This is a genomic window from Microcoleus sp. S28C3 (assembly GCF_036700785.1).
Lineage (GTDB): Bacteria > Cyanobacteriota > Cyanobacteriia > Cyanobacteriales > Microcoleaceae > Microcoleus > Microcoleus asticus.
On sequence record NZ_JAUBPO010000074.1, the window covers coordinates 1 to 21985 of the forward strand.

General features: G+C 46.2%; 19 protein-coding genes, 2 tRNA genes and 1 pseudogene. 7 read left to right on the plus strand and 15 right to left on the minus strand.

Translation table 11 applies throughout. The annotated features are described in order from the left end of the window. Nucleotides 1–75: 75 nt before the first annotated feature. The 3 genes and pseudogenes from QUA13_RS20990 to QUA13_RS21000 form a co-directional block, all read right to left on the minus strand. Nucleotides 76–297: pseudogene (locus QUA13_RS20990) on the minus strand (DNA/RNA nuclease SfsA); the annotation flags it as partial. A gap of 99 nt (nucleotides 298–396) precedes the next feature. Beyond that, nucleotides 397–1110 (minus strand): glutathione S-transferase family protein, encoded by a 714-nt coding sequence (locus QUA13_RS20995; protein WP_333201581.1) that lies wholly within the window; start codon nucleotides 1108–1110, stop codon nucleotides 397–399. An 81-nt stretch (nucleotides 1111–1191) separates the two neighbouring features. Then, on the minus strand, nucleotides 1192–2370 hold the full coding sequence (locus QUA13_RS21000; protein ID WP_333201583.1) for a DUF3095 domain-containing protein: 1179 nt from the start codon (nucleotides 2368–2370) through the stop codon (nucleotides 1192–1194). 68 nt (nucleotides 2371–2438) lie between these two features. Between QUA13_RS21000 and murJ the strand changes: the two genes are divergently transcribed. Continuing rightward, nucleotides 2439–4052 carry a murein biosynthesis integral membrane protein MurJ gene (murJ, locus tag QUA13_RS21005; protein ID WP_333201585.1) on the plus strand — a complete coding sequence of 538 codons (1614 nt, stop codon included), beginning with the start codon at nucleotides 2439–2441 and terminating at the stop codon, nucleotides 4050–4052. A gap of 110 nt (nucleotides 4053–4162) precedes the next feature. On the opposite strand, the gene QUA13_RS21010 is transcribed toward murJ, so the two are convergent. From QUA13_RS21010 to moaC, 3 genes are all read right to left on the minus strand, one after another. Then, a complete protein-coding gene (locus tag QUA13_RS21010; RefSeq protein WP_333201587.1) occupies nucleotides 4163–4465 on the minus strand; it encodes a DUF3181 family protein in 303 nt (100 codons plus the stop codon). Nucleotides 4466–4529: 64 nt separating this feature from the next. Beyond that, nucleotides 4530–4787, minus strand: coding sequence for a 2TM domain-containing protein (locus QUA13_RS21015; RefSeq protein ID WP_333184177.1), 258 nt, complete (start codon nucleotides 4785–4787; stop codon nucleotides 4530–4532). 88 nt (nucleotides 4788–4875) lie between these two features. Further along, nucleotides 4876–5397, minus strand: coding sequence for a cyclic pyranopterin monophosphate synthase MoaC (gene moaC / locus QUA13_RS21020; RefSeq protein ID WP_333201589.1), 522 nt, complete (start codon nucleotides 5395–5397; stop codon nucleotides 4876–4878). Nucleotides 5398–5475: 78 nt separating this feature from the next. Here moaC and QUA13_RS21025 point away from each other — a divergent pair. Then, nucleotides 5476–5549 (plus strand) — tRNA-Arg (locus QUA13_RS21025). 95 nt (nucleotides 5550–5644) lie between these two features. Here the strand turns inward: QUA13_RS21025 and QUA13_RS21030 are convergent. The 3 genes from QUA13_RS21030 to QUA13_RS21040 all read right to left on the minus strand — a co-directional run bounded on the left by QUA13_RS21030 (nucleotide 5645) and on the right by QUA13_RS21040 (nucleotide 10205). Next, complete coding sequence (locus tag QUA13_RS21030; RefSeq protein WP_333201591.1) at nucleotides 5645–6889, minus strand: MFS transporter; 1245 nt, start codon at nucleotides 6887–6889, stop codon at nucleotides 5645–5647. Between the two features lie 189 nt (nucleotides 6890–7078). Continuing rightward, nucleotides 7079–8266 carry a glycosyltransferase family 4 protein gene (locus QUA13_RS21035; RefSeq protein ID WP_333201593.1) on the minus strand — a complete coding sequence of 396 codons (1188 nt, stop codon included), beginning with the start codon at nucleotides 8264–8266 and terminating at the stop codon, nucleotides 7079–7081. A 250-nt stretch (nucleotides 8267–8516) separates the two neighbouring features. Continuing rightward, nucleotides 8517–10205, minus strand: a complete 1689-nt coding sequence (locus QUA13_RS21040) for a DUF2079 domain-containing protein (RefSeq protein WP_333201595.1) — start codon at nucleotides 10203–10205, stop codon at nucleotides 8517–8519. Between the two features lie 88 nt (nucleotides 10206–10293). On the opposite strand from QUA13_RS21040, the gene QUA13_RS21045 reads away from it, so the two are divergent. Continuing rightward, nucleotides 10294–11532: a histidine kinase gene (locus tag QUA13_RS21045; protein ID WP_333201597.1), complete on the plus strand. Its 1239-nt coding sequence runs from the start codon at nucleotides 10294–10296 to the stop codon at nucleotides 11530–11532. Between the two features lie 158 nt (nucleotides 11533–11690). Here QUA13_RS21045 and mutT read toward each other — a convergent pair whose 3' ends face one another. The 6 genes from mutT to ald all read right to left on the minus strand — a co-directional run bounded on the left by mutT (nucleotide 11691) and on the right by ald (nucleotide 16876). Then, complete coding sequence (mutT, locus tag QUA13_RS21050; protein ID WP_172187002.1) at nucleotides 11691–12095, minus strand: 8-oxo-dGTP diphosphatase MutT; 405 nt, start codon at nucleotides 12093–12095, stop codon at nucleotides 11691–11693. A 188-nt stretch (nucleotides 12096–12283) separates the two neighbouring features. Next, complete coding sequence (locus QUA13_RS21055; protein WP_172187001.1) at nucleotides 12284–12625, minus strand: DUF760 domain-containing protein; 342 nt, start codon at nucleotides 12623–12625, stop codon at nucleotides 12284–12286. Between the two features lie 223 nt (nucleotides 12626–12848). Further along, nucleotides 12849–13808: an RNA polymerase sigma factor, RpoD/SigA family gene (locus tag QUA13_RS21060; RefSeq protein WP_333097347.1), complete on the minus strand. Its 960-nt coding sequence runs from the start codon at nucleotides 13806–13808 to the stop codon at nucleotides 12849–12851. 783 nt (nucleotides 13809–14591) lie between these two features. After that, a complete protein-coding gene (locus tag QUA13_RS21065) occupies nucleotides 14592–15368 on the minus strand; it encodes an RNA methyltransferase (protein ID WP_333201600.1) in 777 nt (258 codons plus the stop codon). Nucleotides 15369–15441: 73 nt separating this feature from the next. Beyond that, nucleotides 15442–15523: transfer RNA gene (locus tag QUA13_RS21070), tRNA-Leu, on the minus strand. A gap of 264 nt (nucleotides 15524–15787) precedes the next feature. Continuing rightward, nucleotides 15788–16876, minus strand: coding sequence for an alanine dehydrogenase (gene ald / locus QUA13_RS21075; protein ID WP_333201602.1), 1089 nt, complete (start codon nucleotides 16874–16876; stop codon nucleotides 15788–15790). A 698-nt stretch (nucleotides 16877–17574) separates the two neighbouring features. On the opposite strand from ald, the gene QUA13_RS21080 reads away from it, so the two are divergent. From QUA13_RS21080 to QUA13_RS21095, 4 genes are all read left to right on the plus strand, one after another. After that, nucleotides 17575–19113, plus strand: a complete 1539-nt coding sequence (locus QUA13_RS21080; RefSeq protein WP_333201604.1) for a DEAD/DEAH box helicase family protein — start codon at nucleotides 17575–17577, stop codon at nucleotides 19111–19113. 240 nt (nucleotides 19114–19353) lie between these two features. Then, complete coding sequence (locus tag QUA13_RS21085; protein ID WP_333184155.1) at nucleotides 19354–19815, plus strand: DUF3598 family protein; 462 nt, start codon at nucleotides 19354–19356, stop codon at nucleotides 19813–19815. A 15-nt stretch (nucleotides 19816–19830) separates the two neighbouring features. Beyond that, complete coding sequence (locus tag QUA13_RS21090; RefSeq protein WP_333201606.1) at nucleotides 19831–21048, plus strand: DUF790 family protein; 1218 nt, start codon at nucleotides 19831–19833, stop codon at nucleotides 21046–21048. Between the two features lie 182 nt (nucleotides 21049–21230). Then, complete coding sequence (locus QUA13_RS21095) at nucleotides 21231–21950, plus strand: DUF2786 domain-containing protein (protein ID WP_333201608.1); 720 nt, start codon at nucleotides 21231–21233, stop codon at nucleotides 21948–21950. Nucleotides 21951–21985 lie beyond the last annotated feature (35 nt).

Below are 21985 nucleotides of genomic sequence, written 5' to 3' on the forward strand. Positions count from 1 at the left end.
AATTTACAACTCTAAATGCCTACTTTTCTTTGAATTCAGTTTTATTCTCTCGATCCTTTCCTTCAGGGCACTACCAATTAATTCCCAAGTATAAGCCAACTTGCGTTTGGGATTGTTGCTGCTAGATACCAGCACGGGATTTCCGGGAATGCAAACACCAGTCATCGGGCCGGTATTCGGACAGTGTGCGGTGATGATTTCTCCAGTAGTTAGTTCGATTTCGGCAAAAAATCGCTTGTACCGCTTGATGAGAATTCCGGGTAATAAAGCGGGATATTTGTAAATTAAGTCGGTCATTTGATTTTAGATTTTAGATTTTAGATTTTACCTAGAACAGAATACCAAGATTCCCGACTTCTTCAAAAAATTGGGAATCTAACATATATGAATTCTCTGTTATTTATCTTCTTTTCTCAACTCATTTATCTCCTCATTCAAAGGCTGCTTTTGCTTGCCTTTCATCAACTGTTTCATTTGGGCTTTAAAAGCTTCTACTAATTCGGGACTGGCTTGAGTTTTTTGCCAAGAATCGCGGGAATTTAGCCGATCGCACCAAGCCTGTAACTTGGGATACTCGTCCAAAGACACGCCTAACTCCGGCAGCCACGGCACGGAAACTCCCGCTACAACATCGGCTAAACTAATTCCATCGTTGCTGCCCAAAAAAGTTTTATCGCCCAACAAACCCTCAAGAAAGCCCAGTACAGTAGCTACTTGTTGCTGTGCTTTCTCCAACTGCTGCGGGTCAGCTTCGCCACCGAAAGTCTGGCGTACCAAAGGACTCATCGCCGGTGTCAACTCGTTCACTGTTACCATTTGTACCATTCGGACGATCGCCCTTGCTTTCGCATCCTCCGGTAGCAGTGCAGGCGCGGGATACTTAGCTTCCAGATAATCAAGAATTGCCAGCGTTTCTATTAAATGAAAATCCCCATCAGCTAAAACAGGAACGTGGTGAAAAGGGCTAATTACCAGAAAATCTGGCTGAAATTGATCGCCATTTAATTTCATCGAGACCAATTCAAACGGAATATCTTTTTCGAGCAAGGCGATCCAAACCCGGCGGCTGTTAGTCGAAAGCGGATTGTGATAAAGTTTCAGCACGGTCATTCGATTTTAGATTTTAGATTTTAGATTTTAGATTGAGGCATGATAGCACGAAACGACGGTTTTTAGTTTAGGTAGGCTTACTTATTGATTCATTCTTTGTTTCATATCCTTCGCCGCTAAAGCATAACCACCATCAGCACCATCTATAAAATGCACTTGTTGGCCGTTGCGTTCAAACACCAAACAAGTCATCAACGCTCTGTCAGCAACGTGCAAACCGTAAACCAGCTTGCCTTCTAGGTAATTCCTTTCCAAGTACCGCGTCAATTTTTTTCGTCGCCATTCATTGCCCGAAATTACCATTCTCAACATATCATCAAATTTGCGGTAATCCGTAGCTGCGATCGCAATATCTTTATAAACTCCCCAATCTAACTCTTCTGTCTTAACTTTCAAATTCATTAACAGCGAACCAACCGCCGTCTCTAACTGTATTTTTGATAAATACATCTGGCGGTCTAACCAACTAGCACTGCTCGCCCTAACTAGAGTTTCTTTAATCAGCTTGGCGCTATTCAAGGTCAATTTAAGATTTTCACGATCGATTGGATTTAAAGAATTTTCCTTGCCGTAAATGTATTCAATTTTTTTGATAATTTTTCTATAAAATAGATGGCTCTGCTGACCAAAATCTTCTCGCACCATTACCAGCAGCGTGACTATTTCCCCGTACTTGCTGGGAATATCCTGCCACCGGCACTCCAATCCCGAAAAATCGGCTGTTGGAGAAACGCCATTATTTTTATTTTTAAAAGTGTAAATCTTACCAGCAACAGGGTCTTTAATCAATTCAGTAGCACGGGTTAAGCCGCCGCCGATAAAAATAGCTTGGCTGTAATTTTCCGAAACTTTAAACTTAGCTATTTTAACCGGAAAATTAGCTGCAACCACAACTTTAACCGGCACGGCCCCAACTCGCAAATCCAGGTCAAATTCAGTCTTAGCCATTTGTTTAGTCGCCAGCAAAGCAATCTTAGCAGCGGCTAAAAGGGATCGCCCCACTAACAGAGTAGCGCCGTCGCCGCCAAAGACAAAGGGAATTTCAATTTTGCCCGCTACATTCAAAACAGCAACGATCGAACAAGCCCCCAATAAGTTAACTTCTTTGTATTTTCCAGCTTCAATCGCTTTGGTAGAACCGCGAATATCTGTGACAACAATGTACCAATCATCAGGTACGTCAACAAAATTACCCAGATCGGTAATCTTGATAAAATTGTCCAGTAAAGGTAATTGGGAATAGAAATTTTCTGAATTCATGTTATCATTTTCCAGATTTGCTATTAAACTTAGTGAAGCCTTTTAGCACTAGCGTTTGTAACTATATTGTGTCTGAATTACAGAAGCCCTCTCGTTCCCTAGCAGGGATTGCCGGCATTGTCGCAGTCGCCACTCTGATTAGCAAAGTCTTCGGGTTGGTGCGCCAAATTGCGATCGCCGCAGCCTTTGGAGTCGGTGTCGCCGTCGATGCCTACAACTACGCCTACGTCATCCCTGGTTTCTTATTTATTTTGCTCGGAGGGATTAACGGGCCATTTCACAGCGCCATAGTCAGCGTTTTAGCCCGCCGCGACAAAAAAGAAGCAGCGCCCTTAGTCGAGACTATCACCACCTTAGTTGGCGGCTTGCTGCTGTTGGTAACAGTCGCTTTAATTATTTTTGCCGATCCGCTGATTGATTTGGTGGCACCGGGATTAAATAGAACAGCAGAAGGTTTAGAAATTAAAGCCATTGCCGTCCAGCAATTTCGGATTATGGCGCCGATGGCATTACTTTCAGGCTTAATCGGCATTGGTTTCGGCACTCTCAACGCCGCCGATATGTACTGGTTGCCTTCGATTAGCCCTTTATTTTCCAGCGTTGCACTTGTCGGCGGTTTAGGAATTCTTGCATTGCAACTCGGAGACAAAATTATTCAGCCAGAATACGCATTAATTGGCGGCTTAGTGTTAGCTTGGGGAACGCTAGCGGGAGCAGTTTTGCAGTGGTTGGTGCAACTGGCGACACAGTGGCGAGCAGGCTTGGGAACATTGCGCTTGCGGTTTAATTTTAAACGCCCCGGAGTGCAAGAAGTAATTAAGGTGATGGTTCCTGCTACCTTATCCTCAGGAATGCTGCAAATTAATGTCTATACTGACCTATTTTTCGCCTCCTACATCCCTCAAGCTGCCTCTGCGATGGGTTACAGCGGGTTGTTAGTTATGACTCCTTTAGGCATCATTTCTAATGTAATTTTAGTACCATTTTTGCCGATATTTTCTCGCCTCACCGAACCCAAAGACTGGCCGGAATTAAAAAATAAAATTCGTCAATCTTTAGTTTTGACGGGGATTACGATGCTGCCCCTGAGCGCTTTAATGGTAACACTTGCCGCGCCGATCGTCCGCGTTGTTTACGAACGCTATGCTTTCGATCGGTCAGCCTCGGAGTTTGTCACGCCGATATTGATGGCTTACAGTATTGGAATGTTTGTGTATTTGGGACGCGACGTTGTGGTGCGGGTATTTTACGCTTTGGGAGACGGAGAAACCCCTTTTCGCATCAGTATTATCAATATCTTTTTTAACGGATTGCTGGATTATTTGTTAGTAGGAGCTTATGGCGCGCCCGGATTAGTTTTGGCGACGGTGGGAGTGAATCTTATTTCGATGATTATGCTTTTGTACTTATTAGATAAAAAGTTGGGCGGCCTGCCTTGGGGGGAGTGGAGTTTACCTTTTCTGGGGTTAACTTCTGGCAGTTGTCTAACTGCTTTCGTTACCTTGGCTACTCTGCAAGCCTGTCAAAGAGTTTTGGGTACTGAAGGTTTGGTAATTCAATTAGTGCAGTTGAGTGTAGCAAGTTTTGTAGGGTTAGGAGTTTTTGCCCTGTTTGTCAGTCAGATGAAGTTGCCGGAAGTTGATATGTTTGTCGATCGCATTCGCGGCCGTTTTCGCAAATAAATATCGGAAATTTGCGCCTGATTTAAGGAATCAACAAAAGTGCGATCGCCCCTTCGATCAAAAAAGACCAAAAAAGGCGATCGCCCTTAAATCCAAATCAACAATTGAGATCACATATTCCGCTGAAATTCCTCAAGCACATCCATCAACTGAACTTGACACTGCATCGGAATTAAATCTGCCAGTGGCACTTCTCGCTTGCCGCCTCCCAACTTGACTGGAATTCCTTGCAAAACTTGTCCCACTCTGTCAGCATCTATATTCCCATCTTCCAGCATCGGGTAAAGTTGTTGAGCAACAACGGTATGCAGGTGGGCATCACTGAGATACAAATGCCACTTGGCAATATCAATGTAGACATTTTCGCCGATTTCAGCGGCTAAGGATTCGATCGCCTGTGTAGTATTAGCCATATCAAAAAAGCCGAAAGTTATTTGTTATCAATCAAAAGACTTAACAAATCGCCCACCGCTGCCTTCAGCCAGAATCTTTGGTGAGGGGCGAATAATCGGCGATCGCGAAAATGTAAACCGCGTGGGCCAAAACTACTAGAGCCCATGCACCCGTTACCGAAATTGCCCAAGGCCAATCAGCCTTTTGCAAATTGTGAACAAACCACAAACCAGAATTTGTAGCAGAAAAAAGACCGACGTGGATAGCAAAATTCATCCGGTCATCTAAACGGCGGTACTCTGGATCATTGCGATCGGGTTTGCGGGGCCAACGAGGAGGCATAGTTTTTCACTTGATATTAGTAGTTCTTTGCCTATTTTAATCTTAAGTGCAGCTTTTTGAATTCTGTATCCCTCTCAAGGCAGGAAACTTATGCCTCTAAATTTTCATAGTCTCCTGACTTGCCGCCACTTTTACTCACCAGTCGAATCGATTCAATGGCGATCGACTTTTCCAATCCTTTCGCCATATCGTACAGAGTCAGCGCCGCCACCGAAACAGCCGTCAGCGCCTCCATTTCCACCCCAGTTTCCGCCTTAATTTTCACCGTCGCCCGAATTTGATACCCCGGCAACCCAGCATCCGCTATCACCTGCACTTCCACACTACTCAGCGGTAAAGGGTGGCACAGAGGAATCAAATTCGCCGTCTGTTTCGCCGCCATAATTCCAGCCAACCTGGCAGTGCCCAACACATCACCTTTCGGCGCATTCCCCGCTTCAATCGCCGCAAAAGTCTCCGGTAACATCCGTACCCTCGCAGCGGCCACAGCTTGTCGCACAGTCGGCATTTTCGCCGAAACGTCCACCATTTGGGCTTCCCCGCTGTTGTCGAGGTGAGTTAGCTGTGCCGCATCGGGCAATTTAGAAAAAGTTGGCGAAAGGTCTTGCATTATTTTGGTAATGGTGTTACTGTTAGATTCTGTGAGAAAAGAACTTAATCAATTTTAGATTAAATCTGAACTCAGCAGGGGCTTGTAGCTTAGTTGGATAGAGTGCATGGCTACGAACCATGAGGTCGGGGGTTCGAATCCCTCCAAGCCCATTATCAAAAGTTATGAGTTTTGAGTTATGAGTTTTGAATTAAGAAATTAATTCAACTCACCACTTAAAACTCATAACTTTTTTAATTTGGTACGTTTACTGATTCAAAGCATAAATATCTTTGCCTCGACCGATCGCAAATTTCATCGAATTAGACAAGCCCTTGCTAGACAGAGTAATAAAAACCAGCAAAGCCAAGCCAGCGAGTCCAGCCGCAAAACCAAACATATTTCTGTAGCCAACTTGTTCAGCAACAAAGCCTAAAGTCGGCCCAGCAATAGCAATTCCCAAATCAAATCCGCCAATACAAAGCGAAAACAAGCGGCCCCTTTCATGAGGTTCGCACCTGTCAGACATCAGCGTTACCATCATCGGCAAAACCATACCGCCGGCACAACCTTCAACCAAAGCTGCGATTAAAAAAGCACTGCTGTTGTTAGCAAAATACAACAATAACATAGATACGGCATAACAGATTAAGCCTGCAGAAATAAACAAGCCGCGGCCGTATTTGTCCGAAGCCCGTCCCGTGACTAAGCGAATACCAAAACTGGCGATCGCCGCCGTAGAATAAAATAATCCCGGATTCAAATTAGCCTTGGTTTCTTGGATAAACAAAGGCATAAAAGTGCTCAAAGTTCCAAATACTAAACCAACCACCAATAACACTAAAGCCGGAATCCGCACTCTAGGATTCCAGAGCATTTTCCAGTATTTTTGGCTATTTTTGTCCTCAGATAGCGAGTCCGATTTTGTTAAACCTACAAAATTAGGTTCCGCAATTTTGCTGGTAAAAAATATAGCCGTTGCAGCGAAAGCCGCCGACATCGCAAACAAAGGAATATAACCAACCCAAGCTTGCACAAATCCGCCAATAGCCGGCCCAACTGCTAGACCAATAGGGTTCACCAAGCTCATGTAACCGATTAATTCGCCCCGCTTTCCTGGCGGCGACAAATCTGTTACCAAAGCGCTGTAAGCTGTGGTAAAAGCGGCAATGCTAATGCCGTGAAAAACGCGAATAAGTAAGAGTAAGGGGATAGATTGAGCTAACAGGTAGCCCATCGGGGCGATCGCAGCGACTGCCGCGCCTAGAAGCAAAACTTGTTTTCGCCCCTTGCTGTCGGCTATTTTACCCAACTGCGGCCTCGATAGCAAAAGTCCGATCGCAAATGCACCCATCACAAAGCCAATTTGCTGTTTTGTGCCGCCCACATATTGAACGTACAGCGGCAAAGTTGGCAGCAGCGAAGCCAAACTCGACCAGAATAGCAGGCCTGCGGTGAATAAAGTCAGCAAGCCGCGTCTGGGTTGGGGATCTATGTCCCTAAAAATATTCAAGATGCTAATTCCCTTTAAATTGTCTGAATGCACTCAAAGTAAGGTATACTTCGGCAGTTTTATTTCCTGCCTTTTGATTGCCGAATTCGGTTTAAATACCCCTTTATATTTTAGTCTCTTAGAGAGGGGCAGAAATTTGACTCTCTGCAGCGGTTTCAACTGCCGAGTCTAATTTTCAACCTGGCAGTTTCACCAATCAACCTCAGCCCTTTCTTCCACCACCCGGTCATAAACCCACTGGGTTTCCATCGCCAACTTCTGCCAACTAAACCGGCGTTCCAAATCCTCATAAGCATTGTCAACCAACCACTGCGCGTAACCCGGATTTTTCAGCACCTCCAAAATTCCCCAGGCCAAAGAATCCCGATTGTTGGCCTCAGTAACAACGCCTGTTTTAGTGTGCAGCACCACCTCTGGAAGTCCGCCCGCATCCGAAACCACCACCGGCACCCTTGCAGCAAAGCTTTCTAACGCTACAATCCCAAAAGGTTCGTAAAGACTGGGGAAAACCGCGCAGTCAGCCACCGTCTGGAATTTGTCGAGATGTTCCTCAAACATGAAGCCTGTAAAATAACACTTATTCCAAATTCCTAAATGCCAAGCCAACTGTTTTAGATGGTCTGTATTGCCGCCGCCAACAATCACAATTTTCGCTTTGCCACCCATTTCCCAAATTACTTTAGGTGCAGCATTTAGAAATACAGCAATGCCTTTTTCGTAGCTAATTCTTCCTACATAATATACTATTTTTTCGTCGTCTGTCGCAAACTGTCGGCGGAAGTTCATCGCGTCAAATTCGTGCCAGCGCGGCTTTTTTTCCGACCTGATTCCATTGTAAATTACCTCTATTTTGTTCCACGGAGTTGATAGTACCCGTTCCGCTTCCCGTCGCATATAATCGCTGCAAACAATTATCCGCCAAGCGTTGTAAGCGAGGTCGTTTTCCTTGGCGTTAATGTAGCGCTGCCCCTCATTGTGGATGCCGTTGAAGCGCCCGTATTCGGTGGCGTGGATGGTGGCAATTAGCGGTACTTTAAAGGTATGCTTGAGGGCGATCGCCGCATCTCCCACCAACCAATCGTGAGCGTGGATGATATCAAAGGGGCCTTCCTCCAGCATTAGTTTGCCGCCTTGTTTGCCCATGCTTTGATTGAGGTTCGCTACCCAGTGAAAAAAGTCCCTGGCGTGTCCCACCACCACCCGATGCACCCGTATGCCTTCCACCACTTCATACATCGGCGCGTGGCCGAACTCGACTGTAATTAAGTGAATCGAGTGGCCCAGCTTCACTAATTCTGGATACAGTTCCGCTACGTGGCGGGCGATACCGCCTACGATTCTGGGAGGAAACTCCCATGCCAATACCAAAATTTTCATCTTTCTCCCCTCCAAAGATTTTATATATCTTAATGTTTAGAATTGACAGATTTATTGTATGATAATCAGCCTCAAATTTTAGTCGATCGCAAGTTTATGGCCAATGCCTGACTTGTGGCAGCAACAAGGACGGAAAATCATGCAGAAACCGGGTTTTTGCAGGAAATGGCTCGATCGCCATTGCCTGAAAACACAGGTTTCCTCAAGATTTGTGCCACAGAAGGAAGCAATGGCGATCGCGTCTATCCGCCTACCCTTTCTTCAAAATCGGCTCCAATTCACGGCGAAAACCGGTCCAAGCAGCAGCCGATGCAGAGTTAGAAACAGCACCCTGACGCATCAAAATCGCGCCGTCTTCAAAGCCAACAATTCCGTACTCTCCTGATTTGGACATTCGATCGATCGCCGGTACGATCTCCCGCAACTGTCCCCGTTCACCGCGAAACGCAGCCTGATACTGCTGCAACTGCCAGACATCGGCAATTACATATTCCATCTTCACGGCCTTCCCCGCATCATTGCGCAGTTCAAACATCGGAAACCTGAGAATTTCCCGGCGGCTTGACAAAATCGGCACAATAGTATTCGTAGCTGCCACGCTAGCATCAGCAGGAATTTGAGCCAACAGCGGCCGCACTTGAGATACGTGCTGCCACTGTCTGACGAGAGGAACCTGCACCCAAGGATCGATCGCATCGGGCAAAATCCAAGAAAAAGTCCGATTTGGGTTAGACGTGAAGGTAAAAAATAGCGACAAGCAGATGCAAAACGCCCAAAAGCGGCGAAACTTTGAAGACGAAGGCAGAGGAAATAAAGCAGAAGGAAAACGCAAAAACATTCTTTCCTCTTTCACCATTCTATCTTCTTCCTTTTGACGCTGGGCCCACCACAGAATTGCCCCATAAAAAAGCCCTGGAACCACAGTCATCGCATAGCGAATATTAATCGCCAGCACCGACTCTCCTTTCGCTAAAAATAGCTTCAGCAGCGGAAATCCAGCTATCATCCAAGACGCAGGCGCGAAAGCTGGAACCAAAGCTAATGGCAACCACTGGCCAAGCAGGTATCTAATCTTACCAAAAAACGGCGTAAATAATTGAGCCACCAAGCGCCCGGGATTGCTAACCATTCCCCAAATAATTTCAAGAGTCGAAGCTTCATCTCCATCGGCATATTGACCGAAGCGCTCCATCATAAACCGCTGGGATATATCAGCAGAAAACAAAGGCATAATCAGATTGGTCAGGACGATCATATAACCAAAACTGAGTATGCAGACTGCTAAACCAGTCCGAGGGTAGCGCCGGCTCAAAATCATGTAAACTCCGACGCCAAATAAAACAACTCCCCCATCTTCTCGCACGGCCAAAATTAAAGTTGCCAGAATCCCAAACAAGGGCCACCAGCGCTTCTCCATCGCCAGCAGCAAGCCAAATACATACAGCGGCATTTGACAAATATCGTGAAAATTGCCCAAAGTAGGGCCGATGACCGCGTTAGCGCAGTAATAGCTCACAACAATTGTCGCCGACAGCCTCGGTTCCAGATAGTGTCTGGCGAGAGCCCAGAGCACTCCTCCAGCCACCGTAATTAAAGTCACCTGCAATACAGTCAAAGTGACGGGGGAGGGAAACAGCGAGTAAATTGGCAGCCACAGCATCAGCGCCGGAGTGAAATGTTGTCCCAACCGATAGTAAGATACTTCCGGGAGCTGGTTTTCGTGAACCACATTAGTGGACAAAGCCGAAGATAGGGAACTCTCAAACAAGTGACCCCGAGTGCCGTTCCAAAAAAGTTGATTGAAAATGCCTTGGTCGTAAGTAGCGTAAAAGCTGTAGTAGCGGTGCAGCGTCAGCAACAGGCACAGCACAAAAAAGGCGGCCGCCACTTGAACCACCACCCGCAGCGACTCATTTTTCTTCCATCTCAAAAATATCATCTGCCCGCCGTAATGAAATTATCGGACAATAGCATAAATCTAAAGTAAGTATTAAATTAAAGTAGAAGTGAAATAACTCGGCTCGGCAATGCTCAATTATTTTCACCCGATCGAAAAGCTCAACAACGTCCATCCAACACCAGGCACCAGCGGCACTGACTGTTCTCCCGAACAGCCGGGCAATTCCGCACCGCTTTTACAGCTTTTGCTGTTCGTAGACAAGCGTCCCTCTTCCAGGGAACAGACCAGACACATCCGCAAGTCCCTAAAGGATTTGAAGGCAGAGTGCGACTTTGAGCTTCAAATCATCGACGTAGGAGAACAGCCCGATTTAGCCGAACACTTTAAACTTGTAGCAACTCCTTCGCTGCTCAAAATTCATCCCGAGCCGCGACAAACTCTCGCCGGCAGCAATTTGATAGCCCAACTCGAACACTGGTGGCCCCGCTGGAAGCGTTCTGTAGAGGAATACGCAGCTCAGCAACAGTCTGCCCCAGCTCTTGCTGAAGCCATGACTGACCCAAAACCCATCTATTCGGTTGCTTGCGCCGCCGAAATTGTGCAGCTTTCTGATGAAGTTTTTCGCCTCAAACAGGAAAAAGAACACCTGCAAGAGCAGTTGCAGTTGAAAGACCGAATTATTGCGATGCTAGCCCACGACTTGCGCAATCCCTTGACGGCCGCATCTTTGGCTTTGGAGACTTTGGAGTCTAGTCAGAAGGTGAAACCGGGAGAAAAGTCGCGTTTGACACCGAGTCTGGCGGCTCATTTGATGAAACAAGCCCGCCGCCAAATCCGGATTGTCGATCGTATGATTACAGATATCCTGCAAGCAGCCCGGGGTACAAACGCTCAACTCCACATTGAACCAAAAAGAATCGAACTGGGGGCGATTTGTCAAGATGTAATCTTGCAGTTTCAAGACAAATTTCAGGCGAAAAGTCTCAACTTAGAAACAGACATTCCCGCAGATTTGCCCTTGGTTTATGCCGATCCCGATCGCATCAAACAAGTCATAGTCAACCTGCTTGACAACGCCAGCAAGTACACGCCAGACCGAGGAACTGTTAATCTTTCAATTCTCCACCGCACCGCTTATAAAGTTCAAGTCAGCATTTGCAACAGCGGCCCGGGAATTCCTGAAGAAGATTGCGCGAGCATTTTTGAAGACAGCTTTCGCTTGCAGCGAGATAAATCAACAGACGGTTACGGTATTGGACTGTCTCTGTGTCAAGGCATCATCCGCGCTCACTACGGTCAAATTTGGGTAGACTCCGTACCCGATAGAGGCAGTTGTTTTCACTTTACTCTGCCCGTCCAAAAATAAAAGTTAGCTGTCAATTGTCAGTTAACCGTTGTCAGTTGTCAGTTAACCGTTGTCAGTAGCAACCGAATTTGATATTACAGCAACCGCGCCCGACGGTTAGGACGTTCTTAATTCCTAAAACCCTTGCGGAAGATTGCTTCTTACTTCTGTTATACAGCTCAACTTTTCCGCAGTGCAGCAATAATCTGTGCGTTTGCCTTGGGAAAAGTAAATTGGTCAATTTCGTCGAGTGTCACCCAGCGAATTTCATCGCATTCGATCGTTTGCGGTTCCCCGCTGATGTGGCGGCAGTGGTGCACGTATAGTCTAACTGTGAATTTAGTGTAGTCGTGGTCGATTGTAATCAGGCGATCGCCAACTTCTACGACAATCCCCAATTCCTCCATAATTTCCCGTTCTATGCAAGCTTCGATCGTTTCCCCAGGCTCTATTTTACCGCCCGGAAACTCCCAGAAACCCCCGTGCAGTCCGTGTTGTCGGCGCTTGTCAATCAAAATTTGTTGGCGATCGTTCCAGATTGCAGCAACGCCGATAACTTTGTGGGCAACAGGAGAAAGAGACATATTAATTAGGAATTGGGAATTGGAAATTGCGAATGGCGAATTTAAGAATAATATCAATAATTATTCAATTATTTAATCTAAAATCTAAAATCTAAAATCTAAAATCTAAAATCTAAAATCTAAAATATTAAGCCCCCATCTTGCGAGGGGGGGCTTGACATTTTTAGCACTTAAATGTTAAGAATCTACTAATCGTCTGAGCCGTGTCTCTCACTGGCTTGTATGGACTTTTCAAAAGTCATTCGCTGTTCGGCATTTTTGAGAAAATAACCGCTAATCATAGCGGAGGCGAGTAATCTACCCAAATGTTCGCGACTGGTAGTCACTGTCACCCCGAAGTGTTCCGAAGGCAAATTCCCCAAAAGTCCAACAATATTTCGCTCCATTACTTGAAACACTTCGTGAGAAGTCGGCTTAGACAACTGAGAAACTGTGTCGGGAGCCATGGACTGCACGTATTGCCATAATAAGTTGGCATTTTCTCCGTCTTCTTCAAAGAATTCTGGGGATTTATTAGATGAGTTGCTCACGAGTACCTCCGTTGCAGAGACAGCTTGTTATGTTAGACGCGGGCGGTTAAATTAAATAACCTTTATCCGATCGCTGCTGATCTTTATTACTAAGTAATTACTAATGTAGCAGGACATTTGTAGCAACCAAGTGGGCACAACCGAATTAAAAGCGGCGGTTTTTACGATTTTAGATTGGGGATTGCGAGTGGGCGAAATGTCCGATCGCCAATCCCCAATCTAGCTAGCTGGCGAGATAATCGTTGATATCTTGCTTGCGCTTGCGGAGTTTGGTCAAAGCTTCGCGTTCTATTTGCCGCACTCGTTCCCGACTGATGTTGAGACGATCGCCTATTTTGGCCAAAGTTAGGGTTTGCCCGTCTTCTAAACCGAACCGCAAGGCGAGCACTTCTCGCTGTTGCTGAGTCAGTTCCGCCATCAGGTGGTCTAAGTCAGTCCGCAGGGAAGATTGCAGGGCAAAATCTTCTGGCGTAGTACCCGTATCTTCCAACAAATCGCCCAACTCTGTATCTTGATTGTCTCCCACGCGCAAGTCCAGGGAAAGTGGCAGGCGCGCGCGATCGAGATATTCGCGAATCTGTTTGGGAGTCAACTCTAGCTCTGATGCCAATTCAGCAGCCGTGGCCGCGCGACCGAGCTGTTGAGCAAGTTGGCGCTGAGCCTTTTTAATTTTGTTGAGCTTTTCGGTGATGTGGATCGGTAAGCGGATGGTGCGGCCTTTTTCGGCGATGGCCCGAGTAATTGCCTGACGAATCCACCAATAAGCATAAGTAGAAAATCTGTAACCCTTAGTCGGGTCAAATTTTTCTACTCCCCGCTGCATCCCGATCGTGCCTTCCTGAATTAGATCCAGTAAATCTACGTTGCGCTTGATATATTTTTTGGCAACAGACACTACCAGGCGGAGATTCGCTTCCACCATTTGGCGCTTTGCCCTTTCCCCGTTTTCGATCGTCCGCTGCAACTGTGCCTCAGACAGCCCAACTGCCTGTGCCCATTCAGCCGCCGTCGGGTCGCGGCCTAACTCTTCGGCTAAAATATTTTTCTCCTGATGCAGTGCGGTTGAGCGCTGTACCTGTTTCCCGTAGAGTATTTCTTGCTCATGGGTCAACAAGGGAACGCGGCCGATTTCCCGCAAGTAAGCGCGAACAGAATCTGTATCTGAGGACTTAAGAGTTTTCATGAGCTTTTCCCGCTGAGGATCTGTGCCTCTAAAGGTTTGCGGTAGTCGCAAACCCCTAGCTTTAGCTGGGAAGGAAAGCGGGCGGGGACTTGCGCTTTCCTTCCATTTAAAGAGGCTTAATTTTATGGTAGCTAGCTACTACTCCCAGTCAGCACCGTCTCAGGTTAGGTTTTGGTTGGGGTGTGCACAATACTACGTTATGTTAAGAATCTTAACATTTGTGAGAGCAGTTGCCTACATTTCTTCATATTTATTTCAGGCCAGGCTGGACTGTTGATACGAGAGTATCCGCTTTCCTGGCTTTACAGTTTGCATCAATATAAACAAAATCCGCCACATCTCAGAGGGGGAGATTGGTAGAGGGGGAAGAAACGCTGGGGGCACAGCGAAGTGAAAAATACAATTTAAAGGCCCGGCAGCTTCAGTTGACGATCGCACAAAGTACCCAAAAAACCGGGCTTTTTAACGAATCGGCGCGCTGTAAGGAGGTATTTTGGTTGAAAAACCGGGTTTCAGGCCACCCGTCTGTCCAAGGGTATAAATTTGAAGTTAGAGATATTGATGAACCCGCCCTACAGATAATGACCAATTAACAATTGACCCATAGACTTGAATTGCAAGCATTCGCTCTCCAATCTTGAAATGAATCGGCGTTGCATCTGCATTTATCTGCGGTTTCCCTATCAATCAAAAATTTATGCAATAAGTCTAATCAGTTCTTTGCCGTTGAGCTTCGTAATTTATCTGCGGTTTCCCGATCGATCAAAAATTTATGCAATAAGTCTAATCAGTTCTTTGCCGTTGAGCTTCGTACAAGATGAGGGCTCCGGCGATCGACACATTTAAAGATTCTACGCCACGACTGAGGGGAATTTGAATTTGTCGATCGGCCAAACTCCTCAATTCTTCCGACAAACCAGAGCCTTCGTTGCCCAAAACTATCAGAGTCGGGACTCGCAAATCTACTTCCCAATAACTTAAACTGGCCCCGGCGACGGTTGCTAAAATTTGCATTCCTCGATTTTTATACGCGGAGACTTCGGCGGTTAAATCTGGACTGACTGCCATTGGCAGCTTAAACCAAGCTCCTGCGGAGGCGCGCAGCACTTTGGGATGGTCTAAATCGGCGCTGTCTGCGCTCAGCAGCAAACCGTCGGCATTAGCAGCCGCAGCCGTGCGGACGATCGCCCCCAAGTTGCCGGGATCTTGGATTGTTTCTAGGGCTATTCCTAAAGTTGACAATTTTGCGGGATCTGTTGCGGTGCGGGGTGCGGTGGCGACAATGCCGTCGGGTTGGACTGTCGTGGCGATCGACTCTAACACTTTTGCACTTACTAATTCTGTGCGATCGGCTAAATTACCAACTTGCTCCCAAAGTTTCCCGTGCTCCTCCAGCCATTCGGGAGTGCAGCAAACAGTTGCTAGCGGGTATTTTGCCGCGCAAGCTTCTTCGAGCAAGTGCGTCCCTTCGAGTAAAAATAATTGTTGTTCCCTGCGTCCCTTCGAGCTGTGCAGCTTGCGGATTTCTTTAACTAGGGGATTTTGAATACTTGTCAGCATTGTTTAATTCAGCAGAGCGAATGGGGTTATTGCCTGTATCGGGTTAACCCCAAACTTACTTCTGCCTTTGGAATGCGGAACCCGGGACTTGAACCCGGAAGGCTTGCACCACATGAACCTGAATCATGCGCGTCTACCAATTCCGCCAGTTCCGCATCGGTCACGAATTACTACATTGCCATATGTTCGCCAGTTTGTCAAGTGTTTTGAGGAATTTATTTTTTTTCTGGGCTGCGAGTAATATTTTGCACAAATTACTGTTCGGGTTGAGAAATGCTTTAGTTTCGAGGATTTACTATTAGCCAAACATCGCAAAACGCTGTGTAGTTGAGTAGGGAGCGTCAGATCGCGTTCGGTTATTAATAATCCACAAGCTTTGATCTGACGCACCCTACGAGATTTGCTGAAAAAAGGGGAATCTAATCGGCCAAATCGGGGAAAACCTCGCGCACGGCCGGATGCACCAATCGGTGATTCTGCACGTTCAATCCCTTCGCCAAACTTGGATTCATTTCCAAAGCTTTAATCCCGTTATTTGCCAACTGCAAAACATAAGGCAAAGTGCTGTTATTCAAAGCTTGAGTCGCAGTCCAAGGCACAGCACCGGGCATATTCGGCACGCCGTAGTGCACAACTCCTTCCTCAACATAAGTAGGATTTGTGTGTGAAGTTGCCCGCAAAGTTTCCACGCAGCCGCCTTGGTCAACGGCTACGTCAACAATCACAGAACCGGGGTGCATCTTCGCAACAAATTCGCGAGAAACCAGCACCGGAGCTCTTTTACCTAAGACCAAAACCGCACCGATTAACAAATCAGCATCGGGAACAACTGCTTCAATTTGCAAAGGACTGCTGTAGAGGTATTCTACTCTGGAACCGAACAGAGTTTCTAAATAGGCTAAGCGATCGACATTTACGTCTAATATCTGCACTCTCGCGCCCATTCCTACAGCAATTCGCGCTGCTTCTGTGCCGACAATTCCGCCTCCCAAAATCACAACTTTACCCGGTCTTACCCCCGGTACACCACCCAAAAGTACGCCCCGGCCGCCTTGCTGTCGTTCCAGAAACCGAGCTCCGAACTGCACGGACAAACGCCCTGCAATAATGCTCATCGGCGTTAGCAGCGGCAATTTTCTGTCCGGGAGTTCGACGGTTTCGTAGGCGATGGCCTGGACTCCGCTGCTGATTAAATGCTCGGTTAATGTGCGATCGGCAGCCAAGTGCAAATATGTAAACAGCAACTGCTCTTTTTGAATCAGCGGATACTCAGCAGGCAGCGGTTCTTTAACTTTAACAATTAGTTCGCGATTCCAGACATCTGAAGCCTTTAAAACAATCTTAGCCCCTGCTTCAACGTAGTCCTCGTCCGCAAAACCTGCCCCAGCACCAGCATTCGTTTCTACAAAAACTGTGTGGCCTTTGTCCGAACAAGCCCGGACACTTGTGGGGCTAAGCCCGACTCGAAACTCTAAATCCTTGATTTCCTTGGGGACGCCTATTTCCATCTATAACCTCTAATCTCAGGCATACATAGATCGAATCTAACCTAAAAACCATCCCCAGCGGGACAATACCATTGTAGATTTTAGATTTGGCAATCCGGCTGGGCTAGGAGAATTTTTGTGGGATTTTCAGCCAGTGCGATCGCAATTTCCCAAATAGGTAATTTTGCATAAGGTCGATCGTCTTTTTAGCTTGTTCCTACTTTATTTGATATGCGTGGTCGGCATTGATATACCCTAGGTCAAAATACTCGTAAATAAAGCCACTTAAAATGGTTACTCTACATTTACCTTTTATACCCCTTTTTTTTTATTTTTTTTGTGACTTACTTTTTATTTAAATGACTCCAAATTATAATCAATGAGGGGCGGTTTTTTGGGCTGGTAAGAGAAATTATTTTTTAGGCAAAGCGCCCGTATTGAGTACGCACCTCAGCAACCATACTATCTTTAGATATTCCAACATCTTCGCCAGACTTTCAACTAACTAGGTAGGTGCAAATGAACTTTTGACATTTAGGGAAACTTATATGCTAAAAAAAATGGTAAAAATCTCAACAAACAACCCGAAACGGTATAAAGTAAATGGTGGTTCTAGAGATTTGCTTAAAAAAGAACTAACTTCTAGAGAGTTTGGTGTCAATATATTTGATGGGTCACTTATAATTTAACAGGCATAACTCGCCCCCCTATCTAAACAAATGCCACGCACACCTACCTTAACATTCGATCGCGGAACTCTATTGCTGCACCCGCCGCCCAAAGGCAGAGACTGGGTGGACTTTGCCACTTGGGACGATCGCGTGGAAAAATACCGCATTCGGGCAATTCACTACCGCCCGCTGGTAGAATGCCTCCAAGCCGAGTGCATTCACTTCACCGACGAAGCTAGGGGATACGAACTACTCGAACTCGTACCCAGCGTAGAAATGCAGCCTTACCCACATCAAGAACAAGCCCTCGCAGCTTGGCAGGAAGCAGGCAGCCAAGGAGTAGTCGTCCTCCCTACTGCTTCCGGCAAAACTTATCTGGCACAATTAGCCATGCAAGTCACTGGTCGCAGTACATTAATTGTAGTACCAACTCTCGATTTAATGCACCAGTGGTATGCTAATTTAAAAGCAGCTTTTCCCGACATCGAAATCGGATTGTTGGGCGGAGGTTCGCGGGACAAAACGCCAATTTTAGTCGCTACCTACGACAGTGCAAGTATTCATGCAGAAACCTTGGGAAATAAATACGGTTTGCTGGTTTTTGACGAATGCCACCATTTGCCAACGGACTTTTATCGAGTAATTTCCGAATATGCGATCGCGCCTTTTCGACTCGGGCTGACAGCTACACCCGATCGCACCGACGGCCGCCACAGCGATTTACATTTTCTGATCGGCCCCACAGTATTTAGCAAAAGACCCGAAGATTTGGCAGGCGATGCTTTAGCCGACCATAAAATAGTTCAAATCATGGTAAAACTGTCACAAGAAGAGGGCGATCGCTACGCCGAATTAATCAACATTCGCAACGACTTCTTAAAACAGTCTAACATCAGAATATCCAGTCTCGAAGGTTGGAAACAGTTTATCATGGCAAGCGCGCGATCGCCCCTGGGACGGCGCGCCATGCTAGCCCACCGCCAAGCCAAAGAAATCGCCCTTTGTACCGAAGGAAAACTGCGAATTTTAGCCCAAATACTAGCAGAACACTCTCCCCAGCGCACCCTAATTTTCACCGGAGACAACGCCACAGTTTACCGAATTTCCCAAGAATTTCTCATCCCCACAATTACCCACCAAACCCCAGTCAAAGAACGCCACGAAATCCTCGATCGCTTTCGCAGCGGCGAATACAAAACCCTCGTCGCCTCCCACGTCCTCAACGAAGGAGTGGACGTTCCCGACGCCAGAATTGCTATCATATTGTCAGGAACCGGCAGCGAACGCGAATACATCCAGCGATTGGGTCGAGTTCTCCGCAAAAGCAGCGATGTAAATAAGTTAGCAATTCTCTACGAAGTCGTCACCGAAGACACCAGCGAAGAAAGAACATCCCAGCGCCGCCGAGGAGGAATGCAGCCTCACAAACCCCAACCACAAACACAAATAGAACCGCCACAGCCAGAATATCAGAAATTAGAAACTGTCAAACCGACACCCATTTACGGAGTCAACCGAGAGACAACCAAAAAAGCAGCAGAATCACCCGCCAAATGGGGAGAAGATAATGATGAAATTCCCTGGTAGCAAGCCTAAATAAGTTAGTTGTGGGATGGTAGTCTTAGTGAAAAGATGGCTATATAATTAAATCACTCCTAGGTCTATTAAAAAACTACCATCTACAATCGATTTACGGAGTCAACCGAGAGGCGACTAAAAAGCAGCAGAATCACATAAAAGTGGGTAAAAAATGATGATTTCAAGAAATCTTGAAGGTTGCCCAATGAGTGTATAATCTGAATATTGACTAATTCACAGTACCGGAAAATGATCGATATCACACAAATAAGTAACTTTAAAGTCTTCCCCAAACATACAGGAGTTTGGGAGGGAACTTGGACAATCCTCAATGCTGATTTCCAAGACACCCAGCGTTTTACAGCAGTGTTAACCCAGAAAATTGTTGATAACCAGTGGAGGCAAACTAACGTTCAAACTTATGCCAATGGCAAGAGTGAAACACAAAACTTTGTGGGTCATGTTGTCGGTGAAGGGCAAGTAGAAATTGAAAGTAATGACTCTATCTTTTCTAACTACAAGACACTAGCCACAGAAGTTGGAGATAATTTAATCGTTTTTCAAGTATGGGACAAAGCAACTGGCATTCTCAGGGCTGTAGAAACCATAAATCTGGTCAGTTGCGATCGGCGAATTCGGACTACCCAAAGCTTGACAGAAGAGGGAAAACTCAGGGGAGTTATGGTGATTGTCGAACAAAAGATTGAGTAAAAGTTTTCACTGCTTATGTTACCCACTGATTTATTAAGTCACCGCCAAAACGGAGAATCAATCGTCCCGCTACGCCTCAAGATAGATGCTAAAAACATAGATGCAGCTACAGAAACGATAAACTGCTTCCAAGAGTCGATCGGCAAAACCCAAGGCGAGCTCGACGGACGCTTGCTAGAATTAGAAGGCGACAGCCCCGATTATCGGCTGAAACGGGGATTAGCGCACCTGCTGAAAGGCGGTTTCTGCACCTTGGAAGTCATCAGTCCCCTAGAACCCTCAGAGTTGAGACAGCGGGTTTTTGCCTTGTCTGCGCGATCGACTCCCAGCCCTCAATCTACCCAATTAACCCTGGAAAAAGTAGCAACTGAGCTCAGCCAAGACTTAAACAGAGAAGTTTTGCCTCACGAAATCACTACAGGTTTATACGCGGATTTAAACGAAAACAAAATCCTCACTGAGTTTAATGCACCAACACCCGAAAACTTGCTTCACAAATACAATCTTTCTCAAGTTCAAGGCATATTTTACCGAGCAAGTCAAGTCCAATTAACCGCCCACCGCAACGATCCGGGAGAATACAAACTCTTATTTCGCTATCTGAAACTATTTCAATTAATGACTTACATCGAAGGCGATGCAGACCACGGTTTTACACTGACAATAGACGGCCCTACAAGCTTATTCAAACCCAGCACCCGCTACGGCTTAGCCCTGGCGAAAATGCTGCCCGCACTGCTGCACGTCACTAAATGGAGTATGCACTCGACACTGCACACAAAAGATCCTTTTAGCGGCGTTTTGAAAACAGGTAAATTTACCCTAAATTCTGACTGCGGTTTAGTCAGCCACTATCCCCCTGGCAAGCCTTATGATAGTATGTTAGAAGCCGCATTTGCTGAGAGATGGAATTCCACAAAAACCGAGTGGCAACTAGAGCGAGAAGTTGATTTAATTCCGATTCCAGGTAGCGTGATGATTCCCGACTTTCGGTTGGTGCATCCCGACGGGCGAGTATTTTTATTAGAAATAGTTGGCTATTGGCGGCCGGAGTATTTGCAAAAGAAATTTGCACAAGTACAGAAGTCTGAATGCGATCACTTGATTTTAGCTATTTCCGAACGGTTGAATTTGGAGAAGGCTGGGGTAAATGTAAATGACGTGCCGGCCAAAGTAGTCTGGTTTAAAGATAAATTGTTGCCCAAATCAGTCCTGGAAGTCCTCGAAGAGTAACCAATCCGCGCATCAGTTGCGAACTTATTTCTTTCTCTCTCTGCGCCCTCTGCGGTTCAAAAAAAGCCTATTATATGAATTAAATTATCCTCAAAAAACATCGCAGATTGCACGCTATACTAAAATGGGAATTTACCCAAATCTTTGCCACCGCGTACTCTCACCCTAAAATCGATTGAAAAATGCCAGACACAAGTATTGTTGAAAGAATCAAAAAGCTTTTAGCCCTCGCCACCTCATCCAATGAAAACGAATCGACTGCTGCGGCAGAAAAAGCTTCCCTGTTACTTGCACAGTACAATCTCAGCCTCGCGGATTTAGGGCCAAATCACCAAGAAGAGATTGACGAAAACTCTGTTGAAACAACATCGAAATTTGTTACTTGGAAAATGATGCTGCTTTCGGGAATTGCCGACGCTAACGGTTGCAATGCCATGCGAAACACTTATAATGGCAGTATGTTTTTGGTGGGAACTTCTACAAACCTGATTGTTTGCAAACATCTTTACGAGTATTTGAGTTCCGCGATTGAAAAAAGAGCGAAGTACCGCAAAGGAAATGGGAGGGGATTGGCGTATCTGAATGCTTTTCGGGTTGGATGCGCGACAAGGTTGAGACAAAGATTGTTGGAACAAAAACAGGAGATGGAAGAGTCGGGGATTCCCGGTTCCGGGGATGTGGCGGCGACTCCAGGGATTGTAGTGCGATCGATGTTTGAGAAAAATCAACAGGCGATCGCCGATTATCTAGAGGGCCGAGGGGTTAAAATTAGAACGAGAACAGATTCTCAAGTCAGCAGCGAGGCGGGTTTTAATTCGGGGTATGAAGTGGGCGACAAAATTAGTTTGCACAAGCAAGTGCAGCCGCAAGGGGATCTGAAACAACTTAATGAATGTCTTTGAGTAGGGTGTGCGATCGTGAAAATCAGCTTCCTAGG